The organism is Geodermatophilus sp. SYSU D00697 (assembly GCF_054050175.1).
This window is the reverse complement of the sequence record NZ_JBJGYV010000045.1, coordinates 12173-35834: the sequence shown is the minus strand read 5'-3', so window position 1 is coordinate 35834 and position 23662 is coordinate 12173. Positions and strand designations below refer to the sequence as shown.

Below are 23662 nucleotides of genomic sequence, written 5' to 3'. Positions count from 1 at the left end.
GCCCCGGTGCACTGGCTGACGATCAGCGCGCCGGTGGCGGCGGCGGCGCGGCACCCGCGGGACGCCCGGAGCCGCCGCGCACCAGGGGGTCCCACACCGTGCGGTGCACCGGACGGTCCCGCCACGGCGGCGCCCACGGCGTCCGGCCACTCGTCACCCGCACGACCCGAGGGGGAAGCCATGTCCACCGCCTGCACCGGCCCGGCCGCGGGCGCACCCCGTCCGGGCGGGGCCGACCGGTGAGCGCCGAGTCCTCGGCGATCGCGCCCGACGACCCCACCCCGCTGCCCGGGGCCGGTCCCCGGGACCGGCGGACGCCGGACACCCCACCCACCAGCTGGACCGTCGCCCGCGCGGCCGGCGTCTCCCAGTCGACGGTCTCCCGGGCGTTGCGGGGCGACCCGAGGGTGCGGGAGGAGACGCGGCGCAAGGTGGACCAGGCGGCCCGGCGGCTGGGCTACGTGCCCAACTCGCTGGCCAGCAGCCTGGTCTCCCGGTCGACCCGCACCGTCGCGGTCGTCGTCTCCGACCTGACCAACCCGTTCTTCCCCTCGCTGCTCACCCCCGTCTACGACGAGCTGCAGCTGCTGGGCTACCGCGTGGTGCTGCTCACCGAGCGGACCGACGTCCTCTCCGGCCAGGAGACGCTGCAGCGGCTGCTCGACCGCTCCATCGACGGGGTGCTGGTCACCACCGCGACGCTGGGCTCCCGGGTCGCGGTCGAGCTGCAGCGCCGCGGGCTGCCGACGGTGCTGCTCAACCGGTACATCGACGGCCTGGACGTCGACCGGGTGATCAGCGACAACCACGGCGGCGCGGTGGTGGGGGGCCGGCACCTGCTCGACCTCGGCCACCGCCGCATCGCGCTCATCAGCGGGCCGTCGAACACCTCGACCAGCCGGGACCGCCGGGCCGGGCTCACCGAGGCGCTCGCCGGCGCCGGGGCGCGCCTGGACCCGGCCCTGGTCCGCGAGGGCACCTACTCCCACCAGAGCGGCTACCAGCACACCCGCGACCTGCTGCGGCTGCCCGAGCCGCCGACCGCCATCGTGTGCGGCAACGACGTCGTGGCCTTCGGCGCGATCGACGCGGCGCTCTCGCTCGGCGTCCGGGTCCCCGACGACGTGTCGATCCTGGGGTTCGACGACATCCCGATGGCGGCGTGGGAGGTCTTCCAGCTGACCACCCTCCGCCAGCCGATCGGCGACATGGCCCGCGCGGCGGCCCGGATGCTGGCCGAGCGGATCGAGCACACCGGGGAGCTCGGCCCCGGCCGCGAGCAGGTCTTCGCCACCAGCCTGGTGCGGCGCGCCACGGTGGACCGCCCGGGCAACGGCTGAGCCGGCAGGCGCGCCCGGGGCCGGGTGAGCCGGCCTCAGCGGGCCGCGGCGAGCGCCCCCAGCACCTCCTCCGGGCGGATCGGCTGGCACCAGACCCGCGCACCGCCGGCCCGCGCGAGCGCGTCGTTGACCGCGCAGTGCAGCGCCGCGGGGGCCCCCGCGGTGCCGGCCTCCCCGACCCCCTTCGTCCCGAGGGTCGTCGTGGGCGCGGGGGTCTCGATGTGCTCGATGCGGATGTCGGGCAGGTCCCCCGCGGTCGGCAGCAGGTAGTCGAGCAGGGTCGAGGTCAGCGGCTGGCCGATCGGGTCGTAGACCACCCGCTCGAGCAGCGCCCCGCCCAGGCCCTGGGCGATGCCGCCGCGGATCTGGCCGTCGACGACGTCGGGATTGACCAGCACGCCGCAGTCCTCGACCACCGCGTAGTCGACGACCCGGACCAGGCCGGTCCCGCGCTCCACCTCCACGACGGCGACGTGCGTGCCGTTGTTGAAGGTGTAGGGCGGGCCGGAGTACGAGCCGACCGCGCCCAGCCCCACCTCGACGTCCGCCGGCAGCGTGTGGGTGCCCCAGTACGCCACGGCGGCGACCTCGCTCACCGGCGTCCCGGTGGCCGGGACGCCGCGGACCCCGACGACGCCGTCCACGAGCTCCAGGTCGTCCGGGTCGGCCTCCATGACGTGCCCGGCGAGGACCAGCAGCCGCCGGCGCACCTCCACGGCCGCGGCGTGCGCGGCACCGACCGAGACGACGGCCGACCGGCTGGCCCAGACGCCGCTGCCGTGCGGCACCACGCGGGTGTCGCCGGAGACCACCCGGACGTCCTCCAGGCGGACGCCGAGGCCGTCGGCCACCACCTGCGCGGCCGTGGTGTGCAGCCCCTGGCCCTGGCCGGGCGTGCCGAGCAGCACGGTCACCGACCCGTCGGGCTGGACGGTGACCTCGACCTGGTCGTGCGCGGTGATCGGCGCCCCCTTCGCGCCGTAGAACATCGCCCCGGGCGCGGAGAGCTCGACGAAGGAGGAGAAGCCCACGCCGAGCAGGCAGCCGCGCCGCTCGGCGTCCCTGCGGCGCTCCTCGACGCCGTCGGCCACCATCGCGACGGCCCGCTCCAGCGACTCCAGGTGCGACCCGGAGTCGTACACGTTCCCGGTGGGCGAGGTGTACGGCAGGTCGTCGGGGCGCAGCAGGTTGCGCCGGCGGATCTCGTCAGCGGCCAGCCCCAGCTCCCGCGCCGCCTCGTCGACGAGCAGCTCCATGACCAGGATCGCCGGTGGGTGGCCGACCGCCCGGTAGACCGCGAGCGGGGTCTTGTGGGTGAAGACGACGCGCAGCGAGGAGGAGTAGGCCGGCACCCGGTAGGGCCCCGGCATGATCGTCGCGACCTGGACGCCCTCGGTGACGCAGCCCCGTGGGTACATCGAGTAGGCCCCGGCGTCGGAGACCACCTCGGAGCGCAGCCCCAGGATGTGGCCGTCCGCGTCCACGGCCAGGGCGGCGGTGACCTGCTCGTCCCGGGCCTGGGTGTCGGACTGCAGCGACTCGAACCGGTCCTGCGTCCACTTCAGCGGCCGGCCGAGGACCACGGAGGCGGTCACGACCGCCATCTCGTCGGGGTAGACGAACGCCTTCATCCCGAACGCGCCGCCGACGTGCTCGGTGATGACCCGGACCGCGTTCTCCGGCAGGCTCAGCAACCGGGCGTACAGGGTCTGCAGCATCTGCGGCGCCTGCGTCGACACGCGCACCGTCAGCGTGCGCTCGTCCCGGTCGAAGGAGGCCAGCACCCCCCGCGTCTCCAGGGCGACGGCGGTGTGCCGGCCGGTCTGCACCGCCACCTCGACCACCGCGGCGGCGCCGGCGAAGGCCGCGTCGACGTCGCCGGTGCCGAACGGGGCGGCGAAGCAGAGGTTGGTCCCGAGGTCCTCGTGCACCAGCGGGCTGTCCGGCTCCAGCGCGGCGACCGGGTCGAGCACCGCGGGCAGCTCCTCGTAGTCGACCACGACGAGCTCGGCGGCGTCCTCGGCCTCGGCGCGGCTGCCCGCCGCCACCAGCACGACCGGCTCCCCCACGTGCCGGACGACGCCGGTGGCCAACGCCGTCTGCTCCCCGGCGACCATGCCCGGCCAGGACAGCAGCCCGCGCCAGCCCGGGCAGTAGGGGGCCAGGTCGGCCGCGGTCAGCACCGCCACCACCCCGGGCGCGGCCTCGGCCGCGGCGGTGTCGACCGCGACGATCCGCCCCGAGGCGATCGGCGACCGGACGAAGGCCACGACCGCCTGCCGGGGTTCGTCGACGTCGTCGACGAAGCGCCCGCGCCCGGCCAGCAGCCGCGGGTCCTCGCTGCGGCGCACCCGCTGCCCGACGTACCGGGGCCCGCTCACCGGCCGGCTCCCCCGCCGTAGGCCGGCAGCTCCGCCGCGGCCGCGAGGACGGCGTCGACGACGGTCTGGTAGCCCGTGCAGCGGCACAGGTTGCCGCCGAGGCGCTCGCGCAGCGCCGCGCGGTCCCAGTCCGGCCGCTCGCGCAGCGCCGCCAGCGCCGTCATCAGCAGCCCGGGGGTGCAGAACCCGCACTGCACCGCCGACCGCTCCCAGAAGGCGCGCTGCAGCGGGTGCATCTCGTCGCCGCCGAGACCCTCCACGGTCTCCACCGCGCTCCCGTCGGCCTGCACGGCGAAGACCAGGCAGCTGCGGACCGCCACCCCGTCGAGGATGACGGTGCACGCCCCGCACACGCCCTGCTCGCAGCCGACGTGGGTGCCGGTGAGGCCGAGCTCGCCGCGCAGGAAGTCGGCCAGCGTCGTCCGCGGCTCCGCCGAGCCCGACTCGCGCCGGCCGTTCACCTCCAGCCGCACGCGGACCGGTTGCCCGTGGACGCCGCCTCCCGCACTTCCGCCGCCTCCCGTGGTCACGCTGCCTCCCGTGGTCACGCTGCCTCCCCCGTGACGGCGGCCAGCGCCCGCCGGACCAGCGCCCGGCCGGCCTCCCGCCGGTAGCCGGCCGAGGCGTGCACCTCGTCGCCGACCACGTCCACGCCGTCGAACGCGGCCGCGGCCGCGGCGTCCAGGACGGCGGACGTCGGCCGCTCCCCCATGAGGACCTCCTCCGCGCCGGTCGACCGGACCGGCGTCCCGGCCACGCCGAACAGCACCACGCGGGTACGCGAGCAACGGCCGGCCTCGTCGCGCTCGACCCCGCACACCACGCCGGCGAGGGCGAAGTCGCCGCGCCTGCGGGAGACCTCGTCCACGGTCCAGGCCGCCCCCGGCGCCGGCAGCGGCAACCGCGCGGCGACGACCATCTCCCCCTCGTCGAGCGCGGTGCTGAACGGCCCGGTGAGGAAGTCCGCCGCGGCCACCCGGCGCCGCCCGGCGGGCCCGTCGACCTCCACCTCGCCGTCGGTGGCCAGGAGCAGCGCGGGCAGCTCGGCCGCCGGGTCGGCGTGGGCCAGCGACCCGCACAGCGTGCCGCGGGCCCGGATCTCCGGGTGCGCGACCAGCCCGAGGGTGGCGACCAGCAGCGGGTGGGCAGCGGCGACCTCCGGGTCCCGCTCGAGCTCCCGGTCGGTCACCGCGGCGCCGACGCTCAGGACGCCGTCCTCCCGTCGGGAGCCGCGCAGCTCCGGGATCCGGGTGATGTCGACCAGCAGGGCGGGGGTGGCCAGGCGCAGCGCCATGACCGGCACCAGGCTCTGGCCGCCGGCCAGGACGCGGGCGTCCTCCGCCGAGCCCAGCGCGGCCAGCGCGTCGGCCACGGACCCGGCGCGCACGTGGTCGAAGGGCGCGGCCTTCACCGGCCGCTGCCGGCGGGCGGCGCGGACACCCCGTCCCCTGGGACCACGGGGTCGGAGTGCAGGCCCGACGCCGTCACCCCGGCGAGCGCGCAGACCTCGTCGACGTCGGAGACGTCGCCGCTGACGCCCACCGCACCGACGACCCGGCCGTCGGGCGTGCGCAGCAGGACACCGCCCGCGGCGGGCGCGAACCGGCCGTCGGCGACGGCGGCCAGCGCCGTGAAGAACACCGGCTGCCGCTCGGCGCGCACCCCGAGTTCCCGCGAGCTGAGCCCCATCCCGAGGGCGCCGTAGGCCTTGGCCGTGGCGATCTGGGGGCGCAGGATCCCCGAGCCGTCCTCGCGCTTGAGGGTGACCAGGTGCCCCCCGGCGTCCAGGACGGCGACGGTGAGCGGTGCGGCGCCCATGGACCGCCCGTGCGCCAGCGTCGCCGAGGCCACCACCTCGGCCTGCTCCAGCGTGATCATCGGCGCTCCTCCCTCGATCGGTCGCAGTCCGCGCCCAGCACCTCGAGCAGCGCCGCCGCGTCGGCGGAGGCCAGCCCGAGCTCGACGGCACGGTCGTAGAGCGGGCGGACGGCTGCCAGCACGGGGGTGTCCAGGCCCAGCCGGCCGGCGAACTCGGCGATGACGCCGACGTCCTTGACGAACATCGAGACCTTCGCCGTGGCCGGCTCGTAGGTCCGGTCGACCATCAGCCGGCCGCGCTTCTCGAAGATCACCGAGCTGCCCGCGCCGTCACGGATGGTGTCGTAGAGCTGCTGCGGGTCCAGCCCGGCGGCCTCGCCGAGCGCGAACGCCTCCGCCGTCGCGGCGTTGTGCACGGCCACCAGCAGGTTGGCGACCAGCTTCATCGTCGAGCCGGAACCGAAGGGCCCCAGGTACCGCACCGAGCGGGCGACGGCCTCGAGGACCGGGCGGATCCGCTCGAACCCCGCCTCGTCGCCGCTGCCGAGGACGACCACGTCCCGCTCGAGGGCCTGCGCGCCGGTGCCGCTCAGCGGGCAGTCCAGGAGCACACCCCCGGCCTCGGCGAGCCGGCGTCGGCACGCCTCCTTGACCTCGTGGGGCAGCGTGGAGGTCTCCGCGACGACCAGCCCCGGGCGGCCGGCGTCCGCCAGCGCGGCGACCACCTCGCGGGCGGCGTCCGCCGTGGGCAGCGAGGTGAGGACCAGGTCCGCCGCGGCGGCCACCTCGCCGGCCGAGGCCGCGGCAGTGCCGCCGGCCTCGACCAGCTCCCGCACCCGGCCCGGGTCGACGTCGTACCCCACGACGGCGTGGCCGCGGGCCAGGAGGTGGCCGGCCATCGCTGAACCCATGATCCCGAGCCCCACCATGCCCACGGTCGTCATCTCGGCCTCCCGGGCCGTCCGTGCCGGCCGGTCGCGGTCGCCTCACAGGTCCCGGAGCGCCGCCACGACCGCGTCGAGGTCCGGGAGGACGAGGGCGTCGTCGGTGACCCAGCGGTACCGGACCACCCCGTCGCGGTCGATGACGAAGACCGACCGCTTCGCCAGGCCGGCGTGCCCCTTCCACACGTCGTAGCGCACCCCGTAGTCGGCACACACGGTGCGGTCCCAGTCCGACAGCAGCGGGAAGTCCACGCCCAGGGAGCGGGCGAAGGCCTGCTGCGAGAACGTCGCGGTGACGGCGACCGCGAGGACGTCGGCGCCCAGTGCGCGGATCTCCTCGGCCCGGTGTCCCAACTGGGACAGCTCGGCCGTCTAGACGCTGCCGAAGTCGAAGACGTAGAAGTGCAGGACGACGGGGCCGTGCCGGAGCCGCTCGGCCAGGTCGACGTCGTCGTCGAAGGTGTGCCGGAGCCGGAACGCGGGCGCGCGGTCACCGACGTCGACGGCGGGCGGGGGTGCGTACACCGGGTCCTCCTCACGTCACTCCAGCGGGTGCAGCGGCTGCGGCTCGGTGATGGTCGCGGTGATGGCGCCGAGCAGCTCGGCCTCCAGCCGCACCTGGTCCCCCGGTCGCAGCCACGGGTACTGCTCGGAGCTGTGCACCGTGGACAGCTCGAGGATGCAGCCGGTCCCGACCGTCCCGCTACCGATGACGTCCCCGGTGCGCACCTCGGTGCCGCGCGAGGCGTAGGCGATCATCTGGCCGAAGCTCCAGTAGAGGTCGGCGGCGTTGCCCTTGCTGTAGATCGAGCCGTTCACCGAGGCCTGCATCTGCAGGTCGAAGGACTTCCCCCGGCGGCGGGGCTCGAGCTCGTCGGGGGTGATCAGCCAGGGCCCGAGGCTGGTCGCGGTGTCCTTGCCCTTGACCGGGCCCATGCTGTGGCGGACCTCCTGGGCCTGCAGGTCCCGGGCGCTCCAGTCGCAGAACAGCAGGTACCCGGCGATGTGCTGCTCGGCCTCGTCGGGCGTCAGGTTGGCCCCGGTGCGCCCGATGACCGCGGCGAACTCGAGCTCGAAGTCGAAGTCCGTGCAGCCCGGCGGCATCGGGACGTCGTCGCGCGCGCCCCGGACCGCCGCCGGGTTCTGGAAGTAGAAGACCGGCCGCTGGTACCAGTCGGGGTCCATCTGCAGGCCGTTGGCCTCCCGGTAGGTCCGGACGTGGGTCTCGAAGGCGTAGAAGTCCCGGACCGACGGCGGCACCGGGACGGGCGCGCGCAGCCGGGCCTCTGCCTCGGGGACGACGTCGAGCGGGTCGGACCGCGCCTGCTCGGCCGCCCGGGCCAGCAGCTCGCCGTCGTCGCCCAGCAGGTCGAGCAGCCGGGGAGCCGTGCGCAGTCCGTGCAGGGCGCCGTCGACCAGCACCGCCGGGTGATCCTGGCCGTCGGAGGGTGAGACGTAGGTGGTCCAGCGCACGGGGGGTCCTCCTCGGAGAGCGGGTCGGGGGTCAGACGAACGCGGAGCCGGACCCCGCGAACAGGTCGCGGGCCGGCGGGGGGACGGCGGCCGGCGGGTCCTCGAGGCCCTCCAGCAGGTGGCCCATCCGCCGCTTCTTGGTGCGCAGGTAGACGAGGTTCTCCGGGTTCGGCTCGGTCTGCAGCGGCTCGCGGGCCACGACCTCCAGCCCGTAGCCGGCCAGGCCGCCGTACTTGTCCGGGTTGTTGGTGAGCAGCCGCAGCCGGCGGGCGCCGAGGTCGACGAGGATCTGCGCCCCGACGCCGTACTCGCGGCTGTCGACGGGGACACCGAGGTCGAGGTTGGCGTCCACGGTGTCCCGCCCGGCGTCCTGCAGGTCGTAGGCGCGCAGCTTGTGCCCCAGGCCGATGCCCCGGCCCTCGTGACCGCGCAGGTACACCACCGCGCCCCGCCCCGCGGCGGCCACGCGGGCCATCGCCGCCTCCAGCTGCGGGCCGCAGTCACAGCGCAGGGACCGGAAGATGTCGCCGGTCAGGCACTCGCTGTGCACCCGCACGAGGAGCTCCTCCTCGCCGGCGACGTCCCCGAGGGTGAAGGCCGCGTGCTCGGTGCCGTCGAGGACCGACCGGTAGCTGATGCACCGGAACTCCCCCCACGGCGTGGGCACGCGGGCGTCCCCGGTCCGCTCCACCAGGGCGTCGGCGCGCCGGCGGTGGGCGATCAGGTCCGCGACGGTGATGATCGGCAGCCCGTGCTCGGCCGCGAAGCGGAACAGGTCGGGACGGCGGGCCATCGTGCCGTCGTCGTTGACGATCTCGCAGATGACCCCGGCGGGCTCCAGCCCGGCCAGCCGCGCCAGGTCCACCGACGCCTCGGTGTGCCCGGCCCGCCGGAGGACGCCGCCCTCGCGGGCCCGCAGCGGGAACACGTGACCGGGCCGGTTGAAGGCCGCCGCGCCCACGGCCGGGTCGGCCAGCGCGCGGATCGTCGCGGCGCGGTCGGCCGCCGAGATGCCCGTCGTCGTCCCCGCCGCGAGGTCCACGGTGTGGGTGAACGCCGTCCGGTGCGACTCGGTGTTGCCGCCGCCCACCATGAGCGGCAGGTCGAGGTCGTCGCAGCGCTCCCCGGTCAGCGCCACGCACACCACACCGGAGCCGTGCCGGACCATGAAGGCGAGGTCCGGCGGGCGGGCGTGGGCGGCGGCCATGACCAGGTCGCCCTCGTCCTCCCGGTCCTCGTCGTCGACCACCACGACCATGCCGCCGTCGGCGATCTCCTGCACCGCCAGCTCGACCGGGTCGAACCGCGGCTCGCCGGCGGCCGGCGTCCCGTCGCCCACGTCAGGCCTCGTAGGGGGTCATCTCGTCGAGCGCGGGCTTGACGTGCTCCATGAACAGCTCCAGCTGGCGCACGACGCTCTCGGCCGGCTGCTGCGCCCAGTGGTAGATGAGCACGACGTACTCGGCCGGCAGCTGCCGCCACAGCTCGACGTACTGGTCGCGGACCTGCTCCGGGGTGCCCACCACCCACAACCCGGAGTTCACGACGGAGTCGACGGGGTTGGCCGGGTCGAACTTCATCGGCGTGGTGCCGGCGTACAGGTCGCGGAAGATGTCGACGTCGTACTCGGCGACCATGCGGCGGGCCTCGTCCTCGGTCTCGGCCATCTGCCCCCAGCGCACCAGTGCCTGGTTCTGGCCGAGCGCGTACTCCCGGCCGGCGCCGGCCGCGGCGTCGACGTAGGCCGCCCCGAACTCGGCCGCCCGCTCGATCTTGGAGAAGTAGGTCGGGATGAAGCCGCGCGGGCCGCAGTACTCGATCGTCTCCTTGCTGGCGTTGCTGGAGACGAACACCGGCGGGTAGGGCTTCTGCAGCGGGCTCGGGACGACGCTGACCCGGCGGATCCGGTTGTGCTCGTCCATCTCGCCCGGTGCGCCGAGCTCGCGGGTCGCGGTCATCGTCCAGTCCACGCCCTCGTCGTAGGGGTAGGGCACCTGCCAGCGGCCCTTGGCCTCGACGCTGTCCTGGGTCCAGGACTGGAGCACCAGCTCGACGTTCTCCTCGAAGATCTCCCGGTTGACCTGGTCGTCGGAGAACCGGGCGGCCTTCGTGGCCTCGTCCAGCTCGGCCATCTTCTCCTGGTTGCCCGACGGCGAGAGCGTGGCGCGGGTGCCCAGGTGCTGGCCGAGGATGTTGGTCCAGCGCGCCTGGTAGCCGCGGGAGAAGCCGCAGAAGGAACGGCCGCCGGACAGGTGGTCGATGACGGCGACGTCCTCGGCCACGCGGAACGGGTTCTGCGCGCTCATCGTGTAGCCGAGCTGGCCGACCCGGATGTTCGTGGTCATGGCCGCCCAGTAGGCGTCCAGCAGGCCGGGGTTGGGGCCGACCTCGTAGCCCTCGCTGTGGAAGTGGTGCTCGATCGAGGAGATCCCCCACAGGCCCAGCTCGTCGGCCGCCCGGACGATCGTCGGCATCTCGCGGATCAGCGCCTGGTACCGCTCGGCGTCCCGGCCGAGGGGCCGCTGCTCGATCCGCTCCTCGCGGGTCGCGGCCACCTGGGGGTAGAGCTGCAGGATCACTTTCACCATGGCCGCCGGCCTCCGCTTCCGTCCGGACTGTGGGGTGGGTCACCCCGGTCGAGCAGGGACGCTACGGAGGACGGCGGGGCCTGGCACGTGAGGTCCCGACAGTGTCTGCGCGTCCTCCTTTGTGCCTGCACACAAGCCGGTCGGGCCTCCGGCCACTCGATACTGGCCGCCCTGGACGGCGGTCCCGGGGCCGCCCGGTCGGTTGGGAGACAGCGTGTCCATCGACGAACTCGAGGGCCTGCCGGTGGCCTGGACGCCCCCGCCCGGGGCCTTCGCGGCCTCGCCCGCCGGGCGGATGGCCGCCCGGCACGGCATCACCGACGCGCACGAGTTCGCCGCGCGGGCGGCCGCCGACCCCGAGTGGTACTGGGCCGCGGGGATGGCCGACCTCGGCATCCCGTGGATGCGCCGCTACGAGACCGTGCTCGACCTGTCGCGGGGCCCCGAGCACCCCCGCTTCTTCGTCGGCGGGCAGCTGAACTGGGCCGACTTCGCCGTCGACCGCTGGGTCCGGGAGGGGCGCGGCGCGGCCCGCGCCGTCTGGTGGGAGGGGGACGACGGCGCCACCCGCACGCTCACCTACGCCGAGCTGAAGTCGTCCGTGGACGCGGCCGCCGGCGCCCTGCGCGCCGCGGGCGTCGGCACCGGGGACGTGGTGGCCCTGCTGCTGCCGATGGTGCCCGAGGCCATCGCCACCGTGCTGGCCGCCGCCAAGATCGGCGCGGTCGTCGTGCCGTTGTTCAGCGGCTACGGGCCGCTGGCGGTGCGCGCCCGGCTCGAGGACTCCGGCGCCTCGGTCCTGGTCACGTGCGACGCCGTTCCGCGCCGCGGCCGGCCGGTGCCGCTCAAGGAGGTCGCCGACGACGCCGTCCGGGGCCTGCCCGGCCTGCACACCGTGCTGGTGGTGCGCCGCCTCGGGGTCGACGTCCCCATGACGCCGGGCCGGGACAGGTGGTGGCACGACGCGTGCGCCGTGGCCGAGCCGGTGGAGCAGGCCGAGCCCATGGACGCCGACGCGCCCTGCCTGCTGCTCTACACCTCCGGTAGCACCGGCCGGCCCAAGGGCTGCGTGCACACCCACGCCGGCCTGCCCTTCAAGGTCGCGCTCGAGGCGCGGCACGCCATGGGCGTCGACGAGACCGCGGCGATGCTGTGGCTGACCGACATGGGCTGGGTCATGGGGTCGTTCGTCATCGCGGCGGCGCTGGGCAACGGGGGCACCGCCGTCTTCTTCGAGGGGGTGCCGGACTGGCCCCGGCCCGACCGGCTCTGGGCGGTCGCCGAACGCAGCCGCACCACCGTGCTGGGCATCTCCCCCACCGTCGTCCGCGCGCTCATGGCCCACGGCGACTCCTGGCCCGACCGGCACGACCTCCCGGACCTGCGGGCGATCGGGTCCACCGGGGAACCCTGGAACGTGGGCCCCTGGCACTGGTGCGCCGAGCACGTCGGCAAGGGCCGGGCGCCGATCGTCAACATCTCCGGCGGCACCGAGATCGGCGGGTCGCTGCTGTGCGGCTCGACGTTCCTGCCGGTCAAACCGGCCTCGTTCGCCGGGCCCACCCTCGGCGTCCGCGCCGACGTCGTCGACGAGCGGGGGCAGTCGGTCCGCGGGGAGATCGGCGAGCTCGTCGTCCGCTCGGTGTGGCCGGGCATGACCAGGGGCTTCTGGCACGACGAGGAGCGCTACCGGGAGGCGTATTGGCAGCGCTTCCCCGGCATCTGGCACCACGGCGACCTCGCCTACGTCGACGCCGACGGGTACTGGTACCTGCTGGGCCGGTCCGACGACACGATCAAGGTCGCCGGCAAGCGGCTGGGTCCCGCCGAGGTGGAGTCGCTGCTGGTCGACGACCAGCGGGTCGTCGAGGCCGCCGCCGTCGGGGTCCCGGACGACGTCAAGGGCGAGGCGCTGGTCTGCTTCGTCGTGCTGCACGACGAGGTGGACCCCGACGCCGCCGTCCCGGCGCTGCAGGAGGTGCTCACCGCGGCCCTGGGCAGGGCGATGGCCCCGCGCGCGGTCCACGTCGTCCCGGCACTGCCCAAGACCCGCAACGGCAAGATCCTGCGCCGCGTGGCCCGGGCCTCCTACCTCGGGACGCCGGCGGGCGACCTCTCCTCGATGGAGGACCTCACCGTCCTCGACGGGTGGCCGCGCACGGACACCGCGCCGGTCCGGTGACGAGTGGAAAGCGGAACAGGGGGTTGCGGTGTCCGTAGAGTGGCGTGACCTGCAACACAGCGCCGTGGAGGAGGGATCCGTCGTGGTGCACCCGCCACTCGCCGAGGCCGACGTCCTCCTCGCCGGTGAACCGGCCGCCGCCGAGCTGAGCTCGTGGCTGGACGCGATCGCCGAGATCACCCGGGCGGCCAACCGGGCCGTGCCGCAGGCCGAGCTGCTGGACCTGATCGCCGGGACCACGGCCCGGCTGACCGGCTACGACTTCTGCGCGGTCTTCGTCGCCGACCCCGTGCGGGAGGCGCTGATCATCCAGGGCTCCTACGGCCTGTCCCAGGAGTACATCGACGCCATCAACGCCCGGACGCCGATCCTGCTGCGCCCCGGCGACACCGGCGAGGGCCCCTCCAGCCGCGCCTTCCGCGCGCAGCGGCCGGTCACCGTGCTCGACATCGCCGCCGACGCGCCGTCCCGCTCGTGGGAGACGGTCGCCGCCCAGCAGGGGTACTCGTCGCTGCTGGCGGTGCCGCTGGTCGTGGGCCAGGTCCCGTTCGGGCTGGTCAACTGCTACACGGTGGACAAGCACGACTTCTCCGCGCGCGAGATCATCCTCATGGAGAGCATGGCCAACCAGGCCGGCCTGGCCATCGAGACCACGCGGCGGGTGACCGAGGCCCGCGAGCGGGCCGACCGGCTCGCCGCCGAGGCCGGCGGCCTGACCGCCGAGCTGGACGCCCAGCGCCGCGCCGACGACGACCACCAGGCGCTGCTACGGATCGTGCTGCGCGGCGGCGGACTGAAGGCGATCGCCGAGTCGGTCGCGGCGAAGCTGCGGTGCGGGGTCGCGATCGACGACGCCGGCGGCCGGCTCCTGGCCTCGGCCTGCGGCGTCGGCCGGCCCGACACCGGCCAGCGTCAGGTCGCCGACGCCTACGCCCGAGCCCGGGCACGGGTCGGCGACGAGGTGGACGTCGAGGCGGTCGACGTCCCGGCCGAGGAGGGCCGGCCCGCAGGCTCCGAGGGGCTGGTGGTCCCCGTCGTCGTCGACGAGGAGACCGCCGGGCACCTCTGGGCGCTGCCGCCGGGACAGCCGCTGGGGCCGGCGCAGCGGCGGGCGCTCACCCGGGCCGCCGCGGTCGTGGCGCTGGCGCTGCTCAAGGAGCGCACCGCCCAGGAGGTCGAGTGGCGGCTCTCCCGCGACTTCCTCGACGACCTCCTCGACCCCGGCACCCACTCCTCCGACGCGCTGCTCGCCCGGGCCCGCCAGCTGGGTTCGGACCTGTCGCGGCCACACACCGTGCTGGTGATCCGGCGCGACCCCACCCCCGGCGCGACCGGCGCGGACTCCGAGGACCGGGCCGCCTACGCCCAGCGCGCGCTGCTGTCCCTGGTCCAGCGGACCGGTGCGGCCTGGCGGGGTGCCACGCTCACCGCCACGCGCAGCGACCACGTCGTGGTGCTGTGGGACGACGGGGAGTGCACCCGCTGCGCCAAGGACTTCGCCGAGCACCTCCGCCGGGAGATCCAGGCCTACGCCAGCGGGTGGACGGCGACCATCAGCGTGGGGCCGTCGTGCACCGACGTCCACGAGTACGGCGACGCCTACCGGCTGACCTGCGGCGTGCTGGACCTCGTGCAGCACTCCGAACGCGGCGACCGCGTGGTCTCCCTCGACACGATCGGCGCCTACCGGCTGCTGCTGCAGGTCAAGCGCCCCCGCGAGCTGCAGTCCTTCGCCGACTCCATGCTCGGCACCGTCCGGGCCTACGACCGGCAGCACCAGACCAGCCTGCGGGCGACGCTGGACTCCTACATGTCCCACCGGTGCAACGTCTCGGTCACCGCCAAGGCGCTGCACGTGCACCCCAACACCGTGGCCTACCGCCTGCGGCGGGTGGAGGAGCTGCTCGACCTGGACCTCAGCGACCCGCAGGCGCTGCTGCACCTGCAGCTGGCGCTCATGGTGGAGGCCGTCCTCGGCGACCCCGCCTGACCGGCGGCCCGGCCTGACGGGCGGCCCGGCCCGCCGCCGGTCGAGGCCGGGTCAGCGCGCGGAGCCGCCCAGGTGCTCCCCCAGGAACCGGGCGCCCTGCTCGGCGGCGAGTTCCAGGTGGCTCTTGTTCGTGTACATGACCATGTGGGAGCTCTCGTTCATCACGAAGAGCTCCTTCTTCGCCGTGGGGATCCGGTGGAACGCGTCGATCTCCCAGTCCCACGCGGTGATGTCGTCGTTCTCGGCCACGATCATCAGAGTCGGCGTGTCGAGGATGCGCCGCACGTAGGGGAACACGGTGTAGTCCCAGAGCAGCTCCACCGACTGGACGGTGTTCCAGTGCTCGTGGTTGGGCGCGTCGGTGGCCTTCAGCCCGGCGAAGCCGCTGGTCACCTCGGGGAAGGGCCAGACGCACGCCTCGGCCGCCGGATCCTCGCTCGACATGGGGATCGTGCCGTGCTCCCCGGTGGCGAAGCGCGCACGGCGGTCGGCCAGGACCGTCTCGCGGAGCCGCCGGAAACCGAGGGCACCGTGCACCCGTTCCATCGTCCGCCAGCCGTCGACCACCGGGATGGTGGAGACGATCGCCCGCACCCGGGGATCGGTCGCCCCCACGACCAGGGCGTGGCCGCCGCTGTAGGAGATGCCCCAGACCCCGATCCGGTTGCGGTCGACCATCGGGAGGGTCTCGGCGTGGCTGATGGCGTTCTTGTAGTCCTCGATCTGCCGCCACGGGTCCAGGTGCTGGCGCGGGGTCCCGTCGCTCTCCCCGAAGTTGCGGTAGTCGAAGACCAGCGCCGCACACCCCCGGTCCACGAACGCCCGTGCGTAGGTCGGCTGGACGAGCTCCTTGACGTAGCACCAGCCGCCGGCCATGACGACGAGGGGGAACGGCCCCTCGCCCGGGGGCAGGTACAGGTGGCCCCGGACCGTGGTGCCCTCACTCGAGAACTGCACGTCCTCCGGCATGGCGACTCCTCCTCCATCCACCACTCCCCACTGACGGCTCAGCGGGGGGCGAGCTGGGTCATGGCCCGGCGCACCGCGGCGACGTAGCCCTCGTCGCCCTCCACCGGGTGCGGGACGACGGCGACGGTCGCCGCGTCGGTCTCGTGCCAGGCCGCGAGCTGCTCCCGGCACCGCGCCGGCGGCCCGACCAGGCAGTACTCGTCGACCAGCCGGTCGGAGATCGCCGCGCGCAGCCCGGCCTGGTCGTCGGCGGCGAACGCGGCGGCGATCGCCGCGGCCTCGGACTCGTAGCCGGCGCGGGCCAGCGCGCTGTTGTAGCTGGGCAGCCCGACCCAGTAGCCGAGCGAGGCCCGCGCGGCGTCCCGCGCCGCCGCCAGGTCCTCGGTGACGAACGCGTGCACGGTGGCCTCCACCACCGGCGCCGGCCGGCCGGTGCGCTCCCCCGCGCGGGCGGTGGCCGCGGCCAGCACGGCCAGGCCCGAGCGGGGGACCAGCCAGGCCATGACCCCGTCGGAGACCATCGCCCCGGCCTCGGCCATCCTCGGGCCGACCGCGGCGGTGTACACCGGCACGGGATGCTCCGGGAGCCGGAAGTCCAGCAGCTCCCCCTGGTAGACCTGCGGGGGGAGGTCGGGGTAGCGCTCCCGGCCGCGGCCCGTCAGCACGGCCTTGACGTCCCGGACGTAGGCCGGCAGGTCCTCGCTGGAGCGGCCCACCTCGACGCCGAGCGCGGCCAGCCGGACCTTGTGCCCCAGGCCGAGGCCCAGCACGAACCGGCCACCGGAGAGGTCCGCGGCGGTCACCGCCATCTGGGCGGTGACGACCGGGTGGCGCAGGTAGCTGATCGCCACGCAGCTGCCGACCCGGATGCGGCTGGTGCCCAGCAGCATGGCCAGGTCGATCGACAGGGTGTCGGTCAGCGACTCGGTCGTGTAGAAGGCGGCGTAACCGGCCTCCTCCGCCACCCGGGCCAGCTCCACGAACTCACAGGTCCGCGCGGGGACGAAGGTGGGCAGCGCGACGCCGGTCTCGGCCATGCGGGCAGGGGTCTCCCTCGGGGGTGGACGACGGTCACAGCGAGAGGTACTGCTCCATCCAGGCGGGGTCGCGGCGCAGCTCCGCGGCGTTCCCCGAGTGCACGATCACGCCGGAGTCGATGACGTAGACCCGGTCGGCGAGCTCGAGGGCCATCTGGGCGTTCTGTTCCACGAGCAGGACGCCGTGCCCGCCGTCGGCGATCTGCCGGAGGGTGGTCCCCATGTCGGCGGCGATGTTCGGCGCCAGCCCCTGGGTCACCTCGTCGACCAGCAGCAGGTTGCGCCCGCAGATGAGCGCCCGGCCGACGGCGACCATCTGCTGCTGGCCGCCCGAGAGCCGGGAGGCGTCGCGGTCGAGGTGCGGTTCGAGCTGGGGGAAGACCTGCAGGGCCCGCTGCACCGCCGCCTGTTGCTCGGCCTTGGGCACGCGCGAGCCCAGTGCAGCGAGGCGGAAGTTCTCCCGCACGGTGAGCCCGGGGAACATCCGGCGGTCCTCGGGGACGTAGCCGACCCCGGTCTGGGCGACGGTCTCGGCCGGCAGCCCCACGACGTCCCGGCCCGCGCAGCGGATGTGCCCGCCGCGCACGGTGACCAGCCCCATGATCGACTTCACCGTGGTGGTCTTGCCGGCCCCGTTGCGACCGAGCAGCGCGACCAGCTCGCCCTGCTGCACGGTCAGCGAGACGCCCTGCAGCACGTGGGCCAGCCCGTAGTAGGACTGGATGCCCTCGACCTCGAGCAGCGCCTGCCCGGCGGCGTCCGCCCGCTCGGCGCGGCCGGCGCCCTGGGCGGTGCTCACCGGCTGCCCGTCAGGTAGACGGCCTGGACCTCGGGATGGGTCCGGACCTCCTCCGGCGTCCCCTCGAAGAGCTTGCGCCCCTGGTGCAGGACGGTGATCCGGTCGGCGATCGAGAGGATCACGTCCATCTTGTGCTCGATCATCAGGATGGTCACGTCCCGGTTCAGCTCCTGCACCAGCTCGACGGTCGCGGCGGTCTCCGGTGGGCTCATCCCCGCCGTCGGCTCGTCGAGCAGGAGCAGGCGGGGCGAGGTGGCCAGCGCGATGGCGAGGTCGAGGCGGCGCTGGTCGCCGTGGGAGAGGTTGCTGGCGATGAGGTCCCGGTCGCGGGCCAGCCCGATCCGCTCCAGCACCTCCTCGGTGCGCCGGGTGACCGCCTTGATCCCGTCGGCGGGGCGCCAGAACACGTAGGAGTGGGAGGCCGCCTGCGCCGCGATGCGCACGTTCTCGAAGACGGTGAGCAGCGGGAACACCGTGGTGATCTGGTAGGACTTCGCCAGCCCCTTGCGGGCCACCTTCGAGTACGGCATGCCGGTGATGTCCTCGCCGGCGAACCGCACCCGCCCGGCGCTGGGCCGGGTGTGCCCGGTGAGCAGGTTGAACAGCGTCGTCTTGCCCGAGCCGTTCGGGCCGATGATCGCGTGCAGGCTGCCCTCGGGGACCTCGAGGGAGACGTCGTCCACCGCGTGGATGCCGCCGAAGGAGCGGTCCAGCCCCTCGGCCTGCAGCACCAGGTCGCTGGCCGGCCGGCTCACCGTGCCGCCCCCCGTCCCCGCCGGAACAACCCGGGCAGTGTCTGTGTGAGCAGCCCCCACAGCCCCTGCGGGAAGGCCAGGACGCAGAGGACGAAGATCGCGCCGACGATCAGCTGCCAGGAGGCGAACGTGCGGCTCAGGCTGCTCTCCAGGAGCAGGTAGACGACCGCCCCGAGGAACGGCCCGAACAGCGACGCCCGGCCGCCGAGGATCACCATGAACAGCACCACGCCGGACAGCAGCCAGTACGGCTGCAGGCCGACGAAGTTGTTCAGCATCGCGAACAGGCCACCGGCCAGCCCGGCGACCGTGCCGGCGACGACGAAGGTGACCAGCTGGACCAGGCGGGTGTTGTAGCCGCAGCCGCGGGCCCGCTCCTCGTTCTCCCGGATCGCCTGCAGCACGCGGCCCATCGGTGACTCGGTGTAGAGGATCAGCGCGGCGAAGACGACCAGCACGACCACCGCGGTGAACACGAAGAACGTGAGCGGGTCGCGCAGCGCGTTGAGCTCGATGCTGACGCCCGGGAGCCACAGTGTCGAGACGGGGATCCCCGACAGCCCGTCGTCCCCCCGGGTGACGCTGTCCCACTGCAGCGCGATGAAGAAGCCGAGCTGGGCGAAGGCCAGCGTGAGCATCGAGAAGTACACCTCGGACCGGCGCAGGCACACCGCCCCGACCAGCAGGGAGAGCACCGCCATGCTCAGCGCCGAGACCAGCATGGCGACCCACGCACTGGTGCTCACGTGCAGGAGCACCAGCCCCGCCGCGTAGCCACCCCAGGCGAAGGGCAGCGCGTGGCCGAAGGACACCAGGCCGCCGTAGCCGACGAGCAGGTTCAGCCCCGCGGCCCACAGGCCGTACACGAGCATGCCGATGGCCAGGCTCGGGTTCGGGACGGTGAACATGACGACCACCGCGAGGACCACGAGCAGCACCAGCTGTCCCCAGGTCCAGCGCGCCGGTCCCCTGCCGCTGGCACGGGCGAGGGTGACCGCCGCCGCCCCCGTCTCCGGGGTGCCGTCCGAGGCGGACGTCCGCAGGTCGGTCATGTCGCCCCCAGCAGGCCGCGCGGTCGGAACGTCATCACCAGGATCATCAGCACGAACGGCACGATCCCGGCGTAGATGCTCGCGTAGAGGGTGGTCACGGAGACCAGGACGCCGATCAGCAGCCCGGCGACGACGGCGCCCCAGAAGCTGCCCATGCCGCCGACCACGACCACCACGAACGCGAGGATGAGGATGTCGGCGCCCATCTCCGGGTAGACGCCGGTGATCGGCCCGGTGAGGACGCCGGCGATGCCGGCCACCGCGACACCGAGGGCGAACACCAGCGTGCGGTAGCGGTCGAACCGCACACCCAGCGCCCGGATCATCACGTGGTCGCGGATGCCCGCCCGCACGACCAGACCGACGTTGGTGCGCTGCAGGAACAGCCACAGCCCGGCGACGACCAGGCCGACGACGACCACGACGAACAGCAGGTAGGCCGGGATGGGCCGGCCGAACCCCAGGGGGACCTGGAAGTCCAGCAGGCCCGGCGACGGGACTCGGCGGCCACCGGAGCCGGCGATCAGCCGCACACCCTCGATGAGGATGTAGGTCAGGCCGAAGGTGAGCAGCAGGGCGTCGACCTGGTCGCGCCCGTACATCGGCTTGATGATCGTCCGCTCCAGCACCGCACCCAGCGCGGCCATCACGACGGGCACCAGGAGCAGCGCCGGCCAGATGCTGCCGGTCGCCGCGGCCAGGTACGAGGTGACGTAGGCGCCCACCATGTACAGCGCGCCGTGGGCGAAGTTGATGAACTCCAGCAGCCCGAAGATCAGGTTCAGGCCGAGCGCGAGCAGCACGAGCAGTGCGCCGCTGACGAGGCCCAGCACGAGCTGGGAGAGCAACTGGTCCATGCGCCTCCTTCCTGGTGGGGTGCCGCCGGACGGACCGGCCGCCCCGTGGCTGTCGCGACCGGCCGGTCAGCCCACGCGCTGGAACTCGGTCTTCACCTCGTCGCAGGTGGGGGCGTACTCCTCGGTCCCGGGGGCGGTCGCCACGACCTCGCGGTAGCCGAACTGGGCGTCCCCGCCGCGGCTCTCCGCCTCGTCGGCGGCCAGGCCCTCGAGGATGTAGATCGGGATCAGCGCCTGGTGGTCGCACGCCCGGATGGTCATGTCGCCCTGGCCGAGGGAGACCTCGACGCCCTCCATCCCCTCGCGGAAGGCCTCGGGGGTGTCGTTGCCCTGCTCGACCTGCTGGGCGATGAGGTTCACCGCGTTGTAGGTGTAGACGCCGTAGCCACCCGGCACCGCGCCGTACGCCTCCCGGTAGGCGTCGACGTACTCCCGCACGCCCTGGTCGTCGACGTTCCAGTAGAAGGCCGCCATCGCCCAGGTGTTGTCGATCAGGTCGAACCCGAGCTCCTGGTCGAAGCTGAGGTCCTCGAGGGTGAAGAAGGTCTTGAACCGGTCGGTCAGGCCGAACTGGTCGGCCTGACGCAGGAAGCTGACCTGGTCACGGCCCACACCGCCGAACACCAGCACCTGGGCGCCGGAGCCCTCGATCGTCGGGATGTAGGGGTTGAAGTCGGTGGTGCCCAGCGGGAAGTACGCCGTGCCGGCCACCGAGCAGCCCTGCTGCTCGGCGATGGCGTTCTTGTAGCCGGCCTCCTGCTCGTAGCCGAACGCGTAGTCCGGCAGCAGCAGGAAGACGCTCTGGCCCAGCTCGCTGCAGATGAACGGTGCCGCGGCGTTGGTCGTCTGCGAGGGGACCGGGGCGAGGTGGTAGGTGATCGCCGGGTCGAAGTTCGGCGGCCGGTTGAGCTGCTCGGTCTGGCACGCGCCGAGGTAGGGGACGCCGGCCTGCGCGGCGATCTGGTTCATCGCCAGCGTCGTGGCCGCCGAGACGCAGCCGGTGAGGAAGTCGACCTGCTCCTCCTGGACCAGGGCCTGGGCCTCGCGCAGGGCCACGTCGGGCTTGAGCTGGTCGTCCCGGACGACGAGCTCGATCGGCCGGTCGCCGATCTGCCCGCCGAGCTGCTCCACCGCGAGCTCCGCGCCGTTGCGCTGCTCCTCGCCCAGCTGCACGTAGGCGCCGGTCAGCCCGGTGATGACGCCGATGCGGACGGGCTCGGTCGAGCCGCCCCCGCCTCCCCCGCCGCCACCGTCGCCCCCGGCCACCGTTCCGCCGCAGGCGGCGACCAGGAGCGCCACCCCCGCCACCCATCCGGCCTTAGCCCGCATGGCACCCACCTCTCGCCGTCGACAGGGTGGGCGAACCCTACGAGCCGGGACGTGACGCACGTCTCATGGACGCGCACATGATCACGACGGTGCGACTTGTGGGACCGCACAACCACAGCGGCAGCGGCGTGCGGTTGCATGCGCGTGGGTGCGGCCGGGGCGCGCCGTCCCGACCTCCTGCGTCGAAGGCGGTGCCGCATGCAGATCGGCCTGTTCCACTCCATCCAGTGGCCCGAGGGCAGCGACCAGCGCGAGCGGTACGACCAGGCTCTCACCCAGGCCTGCCACGCCGACGCGGTGGGCTTCGACTCGGTCTGGCTGACCGAGCACCACTTCAGCCGGCACGGCATCGTGTCCGACAGCCTCACCGTGCTCGGCCACCTCGCCGCCCGCACCAGCTCGGTGCGGCTGGGGACGGCGGTGTCGGTGCTCCCGCTCCACCACCCGCTGCGCTTCGCCGAGTCGGCCGCGACGGTCGACCAGCTCAGCGGCGGCCGGCTCGACCTCGGCATCGGGCGCGGCTACCAGCCCGGGGAGTTCCGCGGCTACGGGGTGGACATCGCCGAGAAGCACGACCGCTTCGCCGAGGCCCTCGACGTCCTCCAGCGGGTGTGGGCCGCCGACGGGCCGATCTCCCACTCCGGGCGGTACTGGTCCTTCGAGGACGCCTCCCCCCAGCCGCGGCCGGTGCAGCAGCCGCACCCACCCCTGTGGATGGCCACCGACAGCCCCGACGGCCTGGCCCAGTGCGCGGCCAACGGGTGGGGCGTCCTGCTCCCCCAGGGCACGTCCCTCACGGTCACCGCCGGCCAGGTGAAGCGCTGGGCCGAGGCCCTGGCCGGGGTCGGCGCCGGGCTCGAGGACGGCCGGGTGTACCTGGCACGGGCCACGCACGTGGCCCCCACCGACGAGCAGGCGTGGGCCGAGGCGGAGGGCCCGTACAAGGACTTCCTGGGCTACGCCGACAAGCTGCGGCGCGCGCAGGCCGGCAGCGACCCGGGCGGGCGCAGCCCCTTCGACCTGGACGCCGACCTGCGCGACAGCGCGCTGTTCGGCAGCCCCGACACGGTCCTCTCCCGGCTGCGCGAGATCCGGGAGCTCGGCGTCGACCGGGTGATGCTCTTCCTGCACATGGGCGGCCTGCCGCACGAGCAGATCATGTCCTCGCTCGACCTGCTGGCGGCCGAGGTCCTCCCCGTGGTCCGGGGGTGGTGACCGTGCCCGCGCCCGTCGTCGACGCCCAGGTCCACGTGTGGCTGCCCGAGGCGCCCGACCGGCCGTGGCCGCCCGGGGGCGCGGAGCGGGCCACGGCCATGCACCGCGCCGAGCCGATCAGCGGCCCGGCCCTGCTGCGGGAGATGGGCGAGGCCGGGGTCGACCGTGCCGTCCTCGTCCCGCCGTTCTTCGAGGGGTACCGCAACGACTACGCGGTGGCCTGCGCGACCGAGGCGCCCGACGCCTTCCGTGTCATGGCCCGCGTCGACCTGCGCACCGGCGACCCCGGCCCGGTGCGCGAGCTGCTGCGCGACCCGGTCGTCGCCGGCGTCCGGCTGGTGTTCCTGCCCGCGGACGCCGGCCGGGTGGACGACCCCGGCGCGGAGTGGCTCTGGGAGTTCGCCGAGGCCGAGGACGTCCCGGTGATGTTGCTGGCCTCAGGTCAGCCGCGCGAGCTGGGTGACCTGGCGCGGCGCCGGCCGGGGCTGCGCCTGGCCGTGGACCACCTGGGCCTGACCGGGCAGGCCACCGACGCGGCCGCCGCGCCGGAGATCGCGGAGCTCGCCGGCCTGGCCGGGCTGCCCAACGTCTCGGTGAAGGTCACCGCGGTCCCCTGCTACAGCACCGAGTCCCACCCCTGGCCGGCGATGCACCCGCACCTGCGGCGGCTCCACGACGCCTACGGGCCCGAGCGGCTGTTCTGGGGGTCGGACCTGTCGCGGCTGCGGGGCTCCTACGCCGACCTGGTGCGGCTGTTCCGCGAGGACCTGGACTTCCTGTCCGGCTCCGACGTCGAGGCGGTCATGGGGGGCAGCGTGCTGCGCTGGCTGGGCTGGCCGGCCTGACCGCCGTCCTGCTCGGGCTGCTCACCGCCCTGCTGTTCGGGACGGCGGCCTACCTGGGACCGGTCCTCGGCCGCCGGTACGACCCGGG

The 23662-nt window shown here is 74.2% G+C and carries 21 protein-coding genes and 1 pseudogene; 5 read left to right on the top strand and 17 right to left on the bottom strand.

Annotation, left to right across the window (positions count from 1 at the left end; all coding sequences use genetic code 11):
* Positions 1-239 precede the first annotated feature (239 nt).
* Positions 240-1340: a LacI family DNA-binding transcriptional regulator gene (locus ACI79C_RS23935; protein WP_456948197.1), complete on the top strand. Its 1101-nt coding sequence runs from the start codon at positions 240-242 to the stop codon at positions 1338-1340.
* A 35-nt stretch (positions 1341-1375) separates the two neighbouring features.
* Here the strand turns inward: ACI79C_RS23935 and ACI79C_RS23930 are convergent, their stop codons facing one another.
* The 10 genes and pseudogenes from ACI79C_RS23930 to ACI79C_RS23885 form a co-directional block, all read right to left on the bottom strand.
* Positions 1376-3721, bottom strand: coding sequence for a xanthine dehydrogenase family protein molybdopterin-binding subunit (locus tag ACI79C_RS23930; protein WP_456948196.1), 2346 nt, complete (start codon positions 3719-3721; stop codon positions 1376-1378).
* Complete coding sequence (locus tag ACI79C_RS23925; protein WP_456948195.1) at positions 3718-4194, bottom strand: (2Fe-2S)-binding protein; 477 nt, start codon at positions 4192-4194, stop codon at positions 3718-3720. Before ACI79C_RS23925 ends, ACI79C_RS23930 begins: the two co-directional genes overlap by 4 nt.
* 71 nt (positions 4195-4265) lie before the next feature.
* Complete coding sequence (locus ACI79C_RS23920) at positions 4266-5132, bottom strand: FAD binding domain-containing protein (RefSeq protein WP_456948194.1); 867 nt, start codon at positions 5130-5132, stop codon at positions 4266-4268.
* Entirely contained in the window at positions 5129-5599 is a 471-nt protein-coding gene (locus ACI79C_RS23915; protein ID WP_456948193.1) for a GlcG/HbpS family heme-binding protein, read from the bottom strand. The genes ACI79C_RS23920 and ACI79C_RS23915 overlap by 4 nt, the downstream gene beginning before the upstream one ends.
* Positions 5596-6498 (bottom strand): annotated as a pseudogene (locus tag ACI79C_RS23910) (NAD(P)-dependent oxidoreductase); the annotation flags it as partial. The gene ACI79C_RS23915 and the pseudogene ACI79C_RS23910, both read right to left, overlap by 4 nt.
* A gap of 27 nt (positions 6499-6525) precedes the next feature.
* Positions 6526-6846 carry a redoxin domain-containing protein gene (locus ACI79C_RS23905; RefSeq protein ID WP_456948198.1) on the bottom strand — a complete coding sequence of 107 codons (321 nt, stop codon included), beginning with the start codon at positions 6844-6846 and terminating at the stop codon, positions 6526-6528.
* 9 nt (positions 6847-6855) lie between these two features.
* Entirely contained in the window at positions 6856-7008 is a 153-nt protein-coding gene (locus ACI79C_RS23900) for a hypothetical protein (protein WP_456948192.1), read from the bottom strand.
* A 15-nt stretch (positions 7009-7023) separates the two neighbouring features.
* Positions 7024-7956 carry a fumarylacetoacetate hydrolase family protein gene (locus ACI79C_RS23895; protein WP_456948191.1) on the bottom strand — a complete coding sequence of 311 codons (933 nt, stop codon included), beginning with the start codon at positions 7954-7956 and terminating at the stop codon, positions 7024-7026.
* 31 nt (positions 7957-7987) lie between these two features.
* Complete coding sequence (locus ACI79C_RS23890) at positions 7988-9295, bottom strand: bifunctional 3,4-dihydroxy-2-butanone-4-phosphate synthase/GTP cyclohydrolase II (protein ID WP_456948190.1); 1308 nt, start codon at positions 9293-9295, stop codon at positions 7988-7990.
* Position 9296: 1 nt separating this feature from the next.
* On the bottom strand, positions 9297-10544 hold the full coding sequence (locus tag ACI79C_RS23885) for an LLM class flavin-dependent oxidoreductase (protein WP_456948189.1): 1248 nt from the start codon (positions 10542-10544) through the stop codon (positions 9297-9299).
* A gap of 214 nt (positions 10545-10758) precedes the next feature.
* Here ACI79C_RS23885 and ACI79C_RS23880 point away from each other — a divergent pair, with 214 nt between their 5' ends.
* On the top strand, positions 10759-12726 hold the full coding sequence (locus tag ACI79C_RS23880; protein ID WP_456948188.1) for an AMP-binding protein: 1968 nt from the start codon (positions 10759-10761) through the stop codon (positions 12724-12726).
* 82 nt (positions 12727-12808) lie between these two features.
* The gene (locus tag ACI79C_RS23875; protein ID WP_456948187.1) at positions 12809-14716 is read left to right on the top strand and encodes a helix-turn-helix domain-containing protein; all 1908 of its coding nucleotides are present in this window, start codon (positions 12809-12811) and stop codon (positions 14714-14716) included.
* A gap of 51 nt (positions 14717-14767) precedes the next feature.
* Here the strand turns inward: ACI79C_RS23875 and ACI79C_RS23870 are convergent, their stop codons facing one another.
* The 7 genes from ACI79C_RS23870 to ACI79C_RS23840 form a co-directional block, all read right to left on the bottom strand.
* Positions 14768-15685, bottom strand: coding sequence for an alpha/beta hydrolase (locus ACI79C_RS23870; RefSeq protein WP_456948186.1), 918 nt, complete (start codon positions 15683-15685; stop codon positions 14768-14770).
* Between the two features lie 38 nt (positions 15686-15723).
* Positions 15724-16722: an LLM class flavin-dependent oxidoreductase gene (locus ACI79C_RS23865; RefSeq protein WP_456948185.1), complete on the bottom strand. Its 999-nt coding sequence runs from the start codon at positions 16720-16722 to the stop codon at positions 15724-15726.
* 34 nt (positions 16723-16756) lie between these two features.
* On the bottom strand, positions 16757-17521 hold the full coding sequence (locus tag ACI79C_RS23860; protein ID WP_456948184.1) for an ABC transporter ATP-binding protein: 765 nt from the start codon (positions 17519-17521) through the stop codon (positions 16757-16759).
* Entirely contained in the window at positions 17518-18276 is a 759-nt protein-coding gene (locus tag ACI79C_RS23855) for an ABC transporter ATP-binding protein (protein WP_456948183.1), read from the bottom strand. Before ACI79C_RS23855 ends, ACI79C_RS23860 begins: the two co-directional genes overlap by 4 nt.
* Entirely contained in the window at positions 18273-19328 is a 1056-nt protein-coding gene (locus tag ACI79C_RS23850; RefSeq protein ID WP_456948182.1) for a branched-chain amino acid ABC transporter permease, read from the bottom strand. The genes ACI79C_RS23855 and ACI79C_RS23850 overlap by 4 nt, the downstream gene beginning before the upstream one ends.
* The gene (locus ACI79C_RS23845) at positions 19325-20185 is read right to left on the bottom strand and encodes a branched-chain amino acid ABC transporter permease (protein WP_456948181.1); all 861 of its coding nucleotides are present in this window, start codon (positions 20183-20185) and stop codon (positions 19325-19327) included. Before ACI79C_RS23845 ends, ACI79C_RS23850 begins: the two co-directional genes overlap by 4 nt.
* A gap of 66 nt (positions 20186-20251) precedes the next feature.
* Positions 20252-21514 carry an ABC transporter substrate-binding protein gene (locus ACI79C_RS23840; RefSeq protein WP_456948180.1) on the bottom strand — a complete coding sequence of 421 codons (1263 nt, stop codon included), beginning with the start codon at positions 21512-21514 and terminating at the stop codon, positions 20252-20254.
* Positions 21515-21712: 198 nt separating this feature from the next.
* On the opposite strand from ACI79C_RS23840, the gene ACI79C_RS23835 reads away from it, so the two are divergent.
* Entirely contained in the window at positions 21713-22729 is a 1017-nt protein-coding gene (locus ACI79C_RS23835) for an LLM class flavin-dependent oxidoreductase (RefSeq protein WP_456948179.1), read from the top strand.
* Between the two features lie 2 nt (positions 22730-22731).
* Positions 22732-23574: an amidohydrolase family protein gene (locus tag ACI79C_RS23830; protein WP_456948178.1), complete on the top strand. Its 843-nt coding sequence runs from the start codon at positions 22732-22734 to the stop codon at positions 23572-23574.
* Positions 23575-23662 lie beyond the last annotated feature (88 nt).

Coding starts and splice junctions, on each gene's coding strand:
- ACI79C_RS23885 (WP_456948189.1), bottom strand. CDS start 10,544: ATGGTGAAAGTGATCCTGCAGCTCTACCCCCAGGTGGCCGCGACCCGC.
- ACI79C_RS23865 (WP_456948185.1), bottom strand. CDS start 16,722: ATGGCCGAGACCGGCGTCGCGCTGCCCACCTTCGTCCCCGCGCGGACC.
- ACI79C_RS23915 (WP_456948193.1), bottom strand. CDS start 5,599: ATGATCACGCTGGAGCAGGCCGAGGTGGTGGCCTCGGCGACGCTGGCG.
- ACI79C_RS23870 (WP_456948186.1), bottom strand. CDS start 15,685: ATGCCGGAGGACGTGCAGTTCTCGAGTGAGGGCACCACGGTCCGGGGC.
- ACI79C_RS23845 (WP_456948181.1), bottom strand. CDS start 20,185: ATGGACCAGTTGCTCTCCCAGCTCGTGCTGGGCCTCGTCAGCGGCGCA.
- ACI79C_RS23850 (WP_456948182.1), bottom strand. CDS start 19,328: ATGACCGACCTGCGGACGTCCGCCTCGGACGGCACCCCGGAGACGGGG.
- ACI79C_RS23840 (WP_456948180.1), bottom strand. CDS start 21,514: ATGCGGGCTAAGGCCGGATGGGTGGCGGGGGTGGCGCTCCTGGTCGCC.
- ACI79C_RS23835 (WP_456948179.1), top strand. CDS start 21,713: ATGCAGATCGGCCTGTTCCACTCCATCCAGTGGCCCGAGGGCAGCGAC.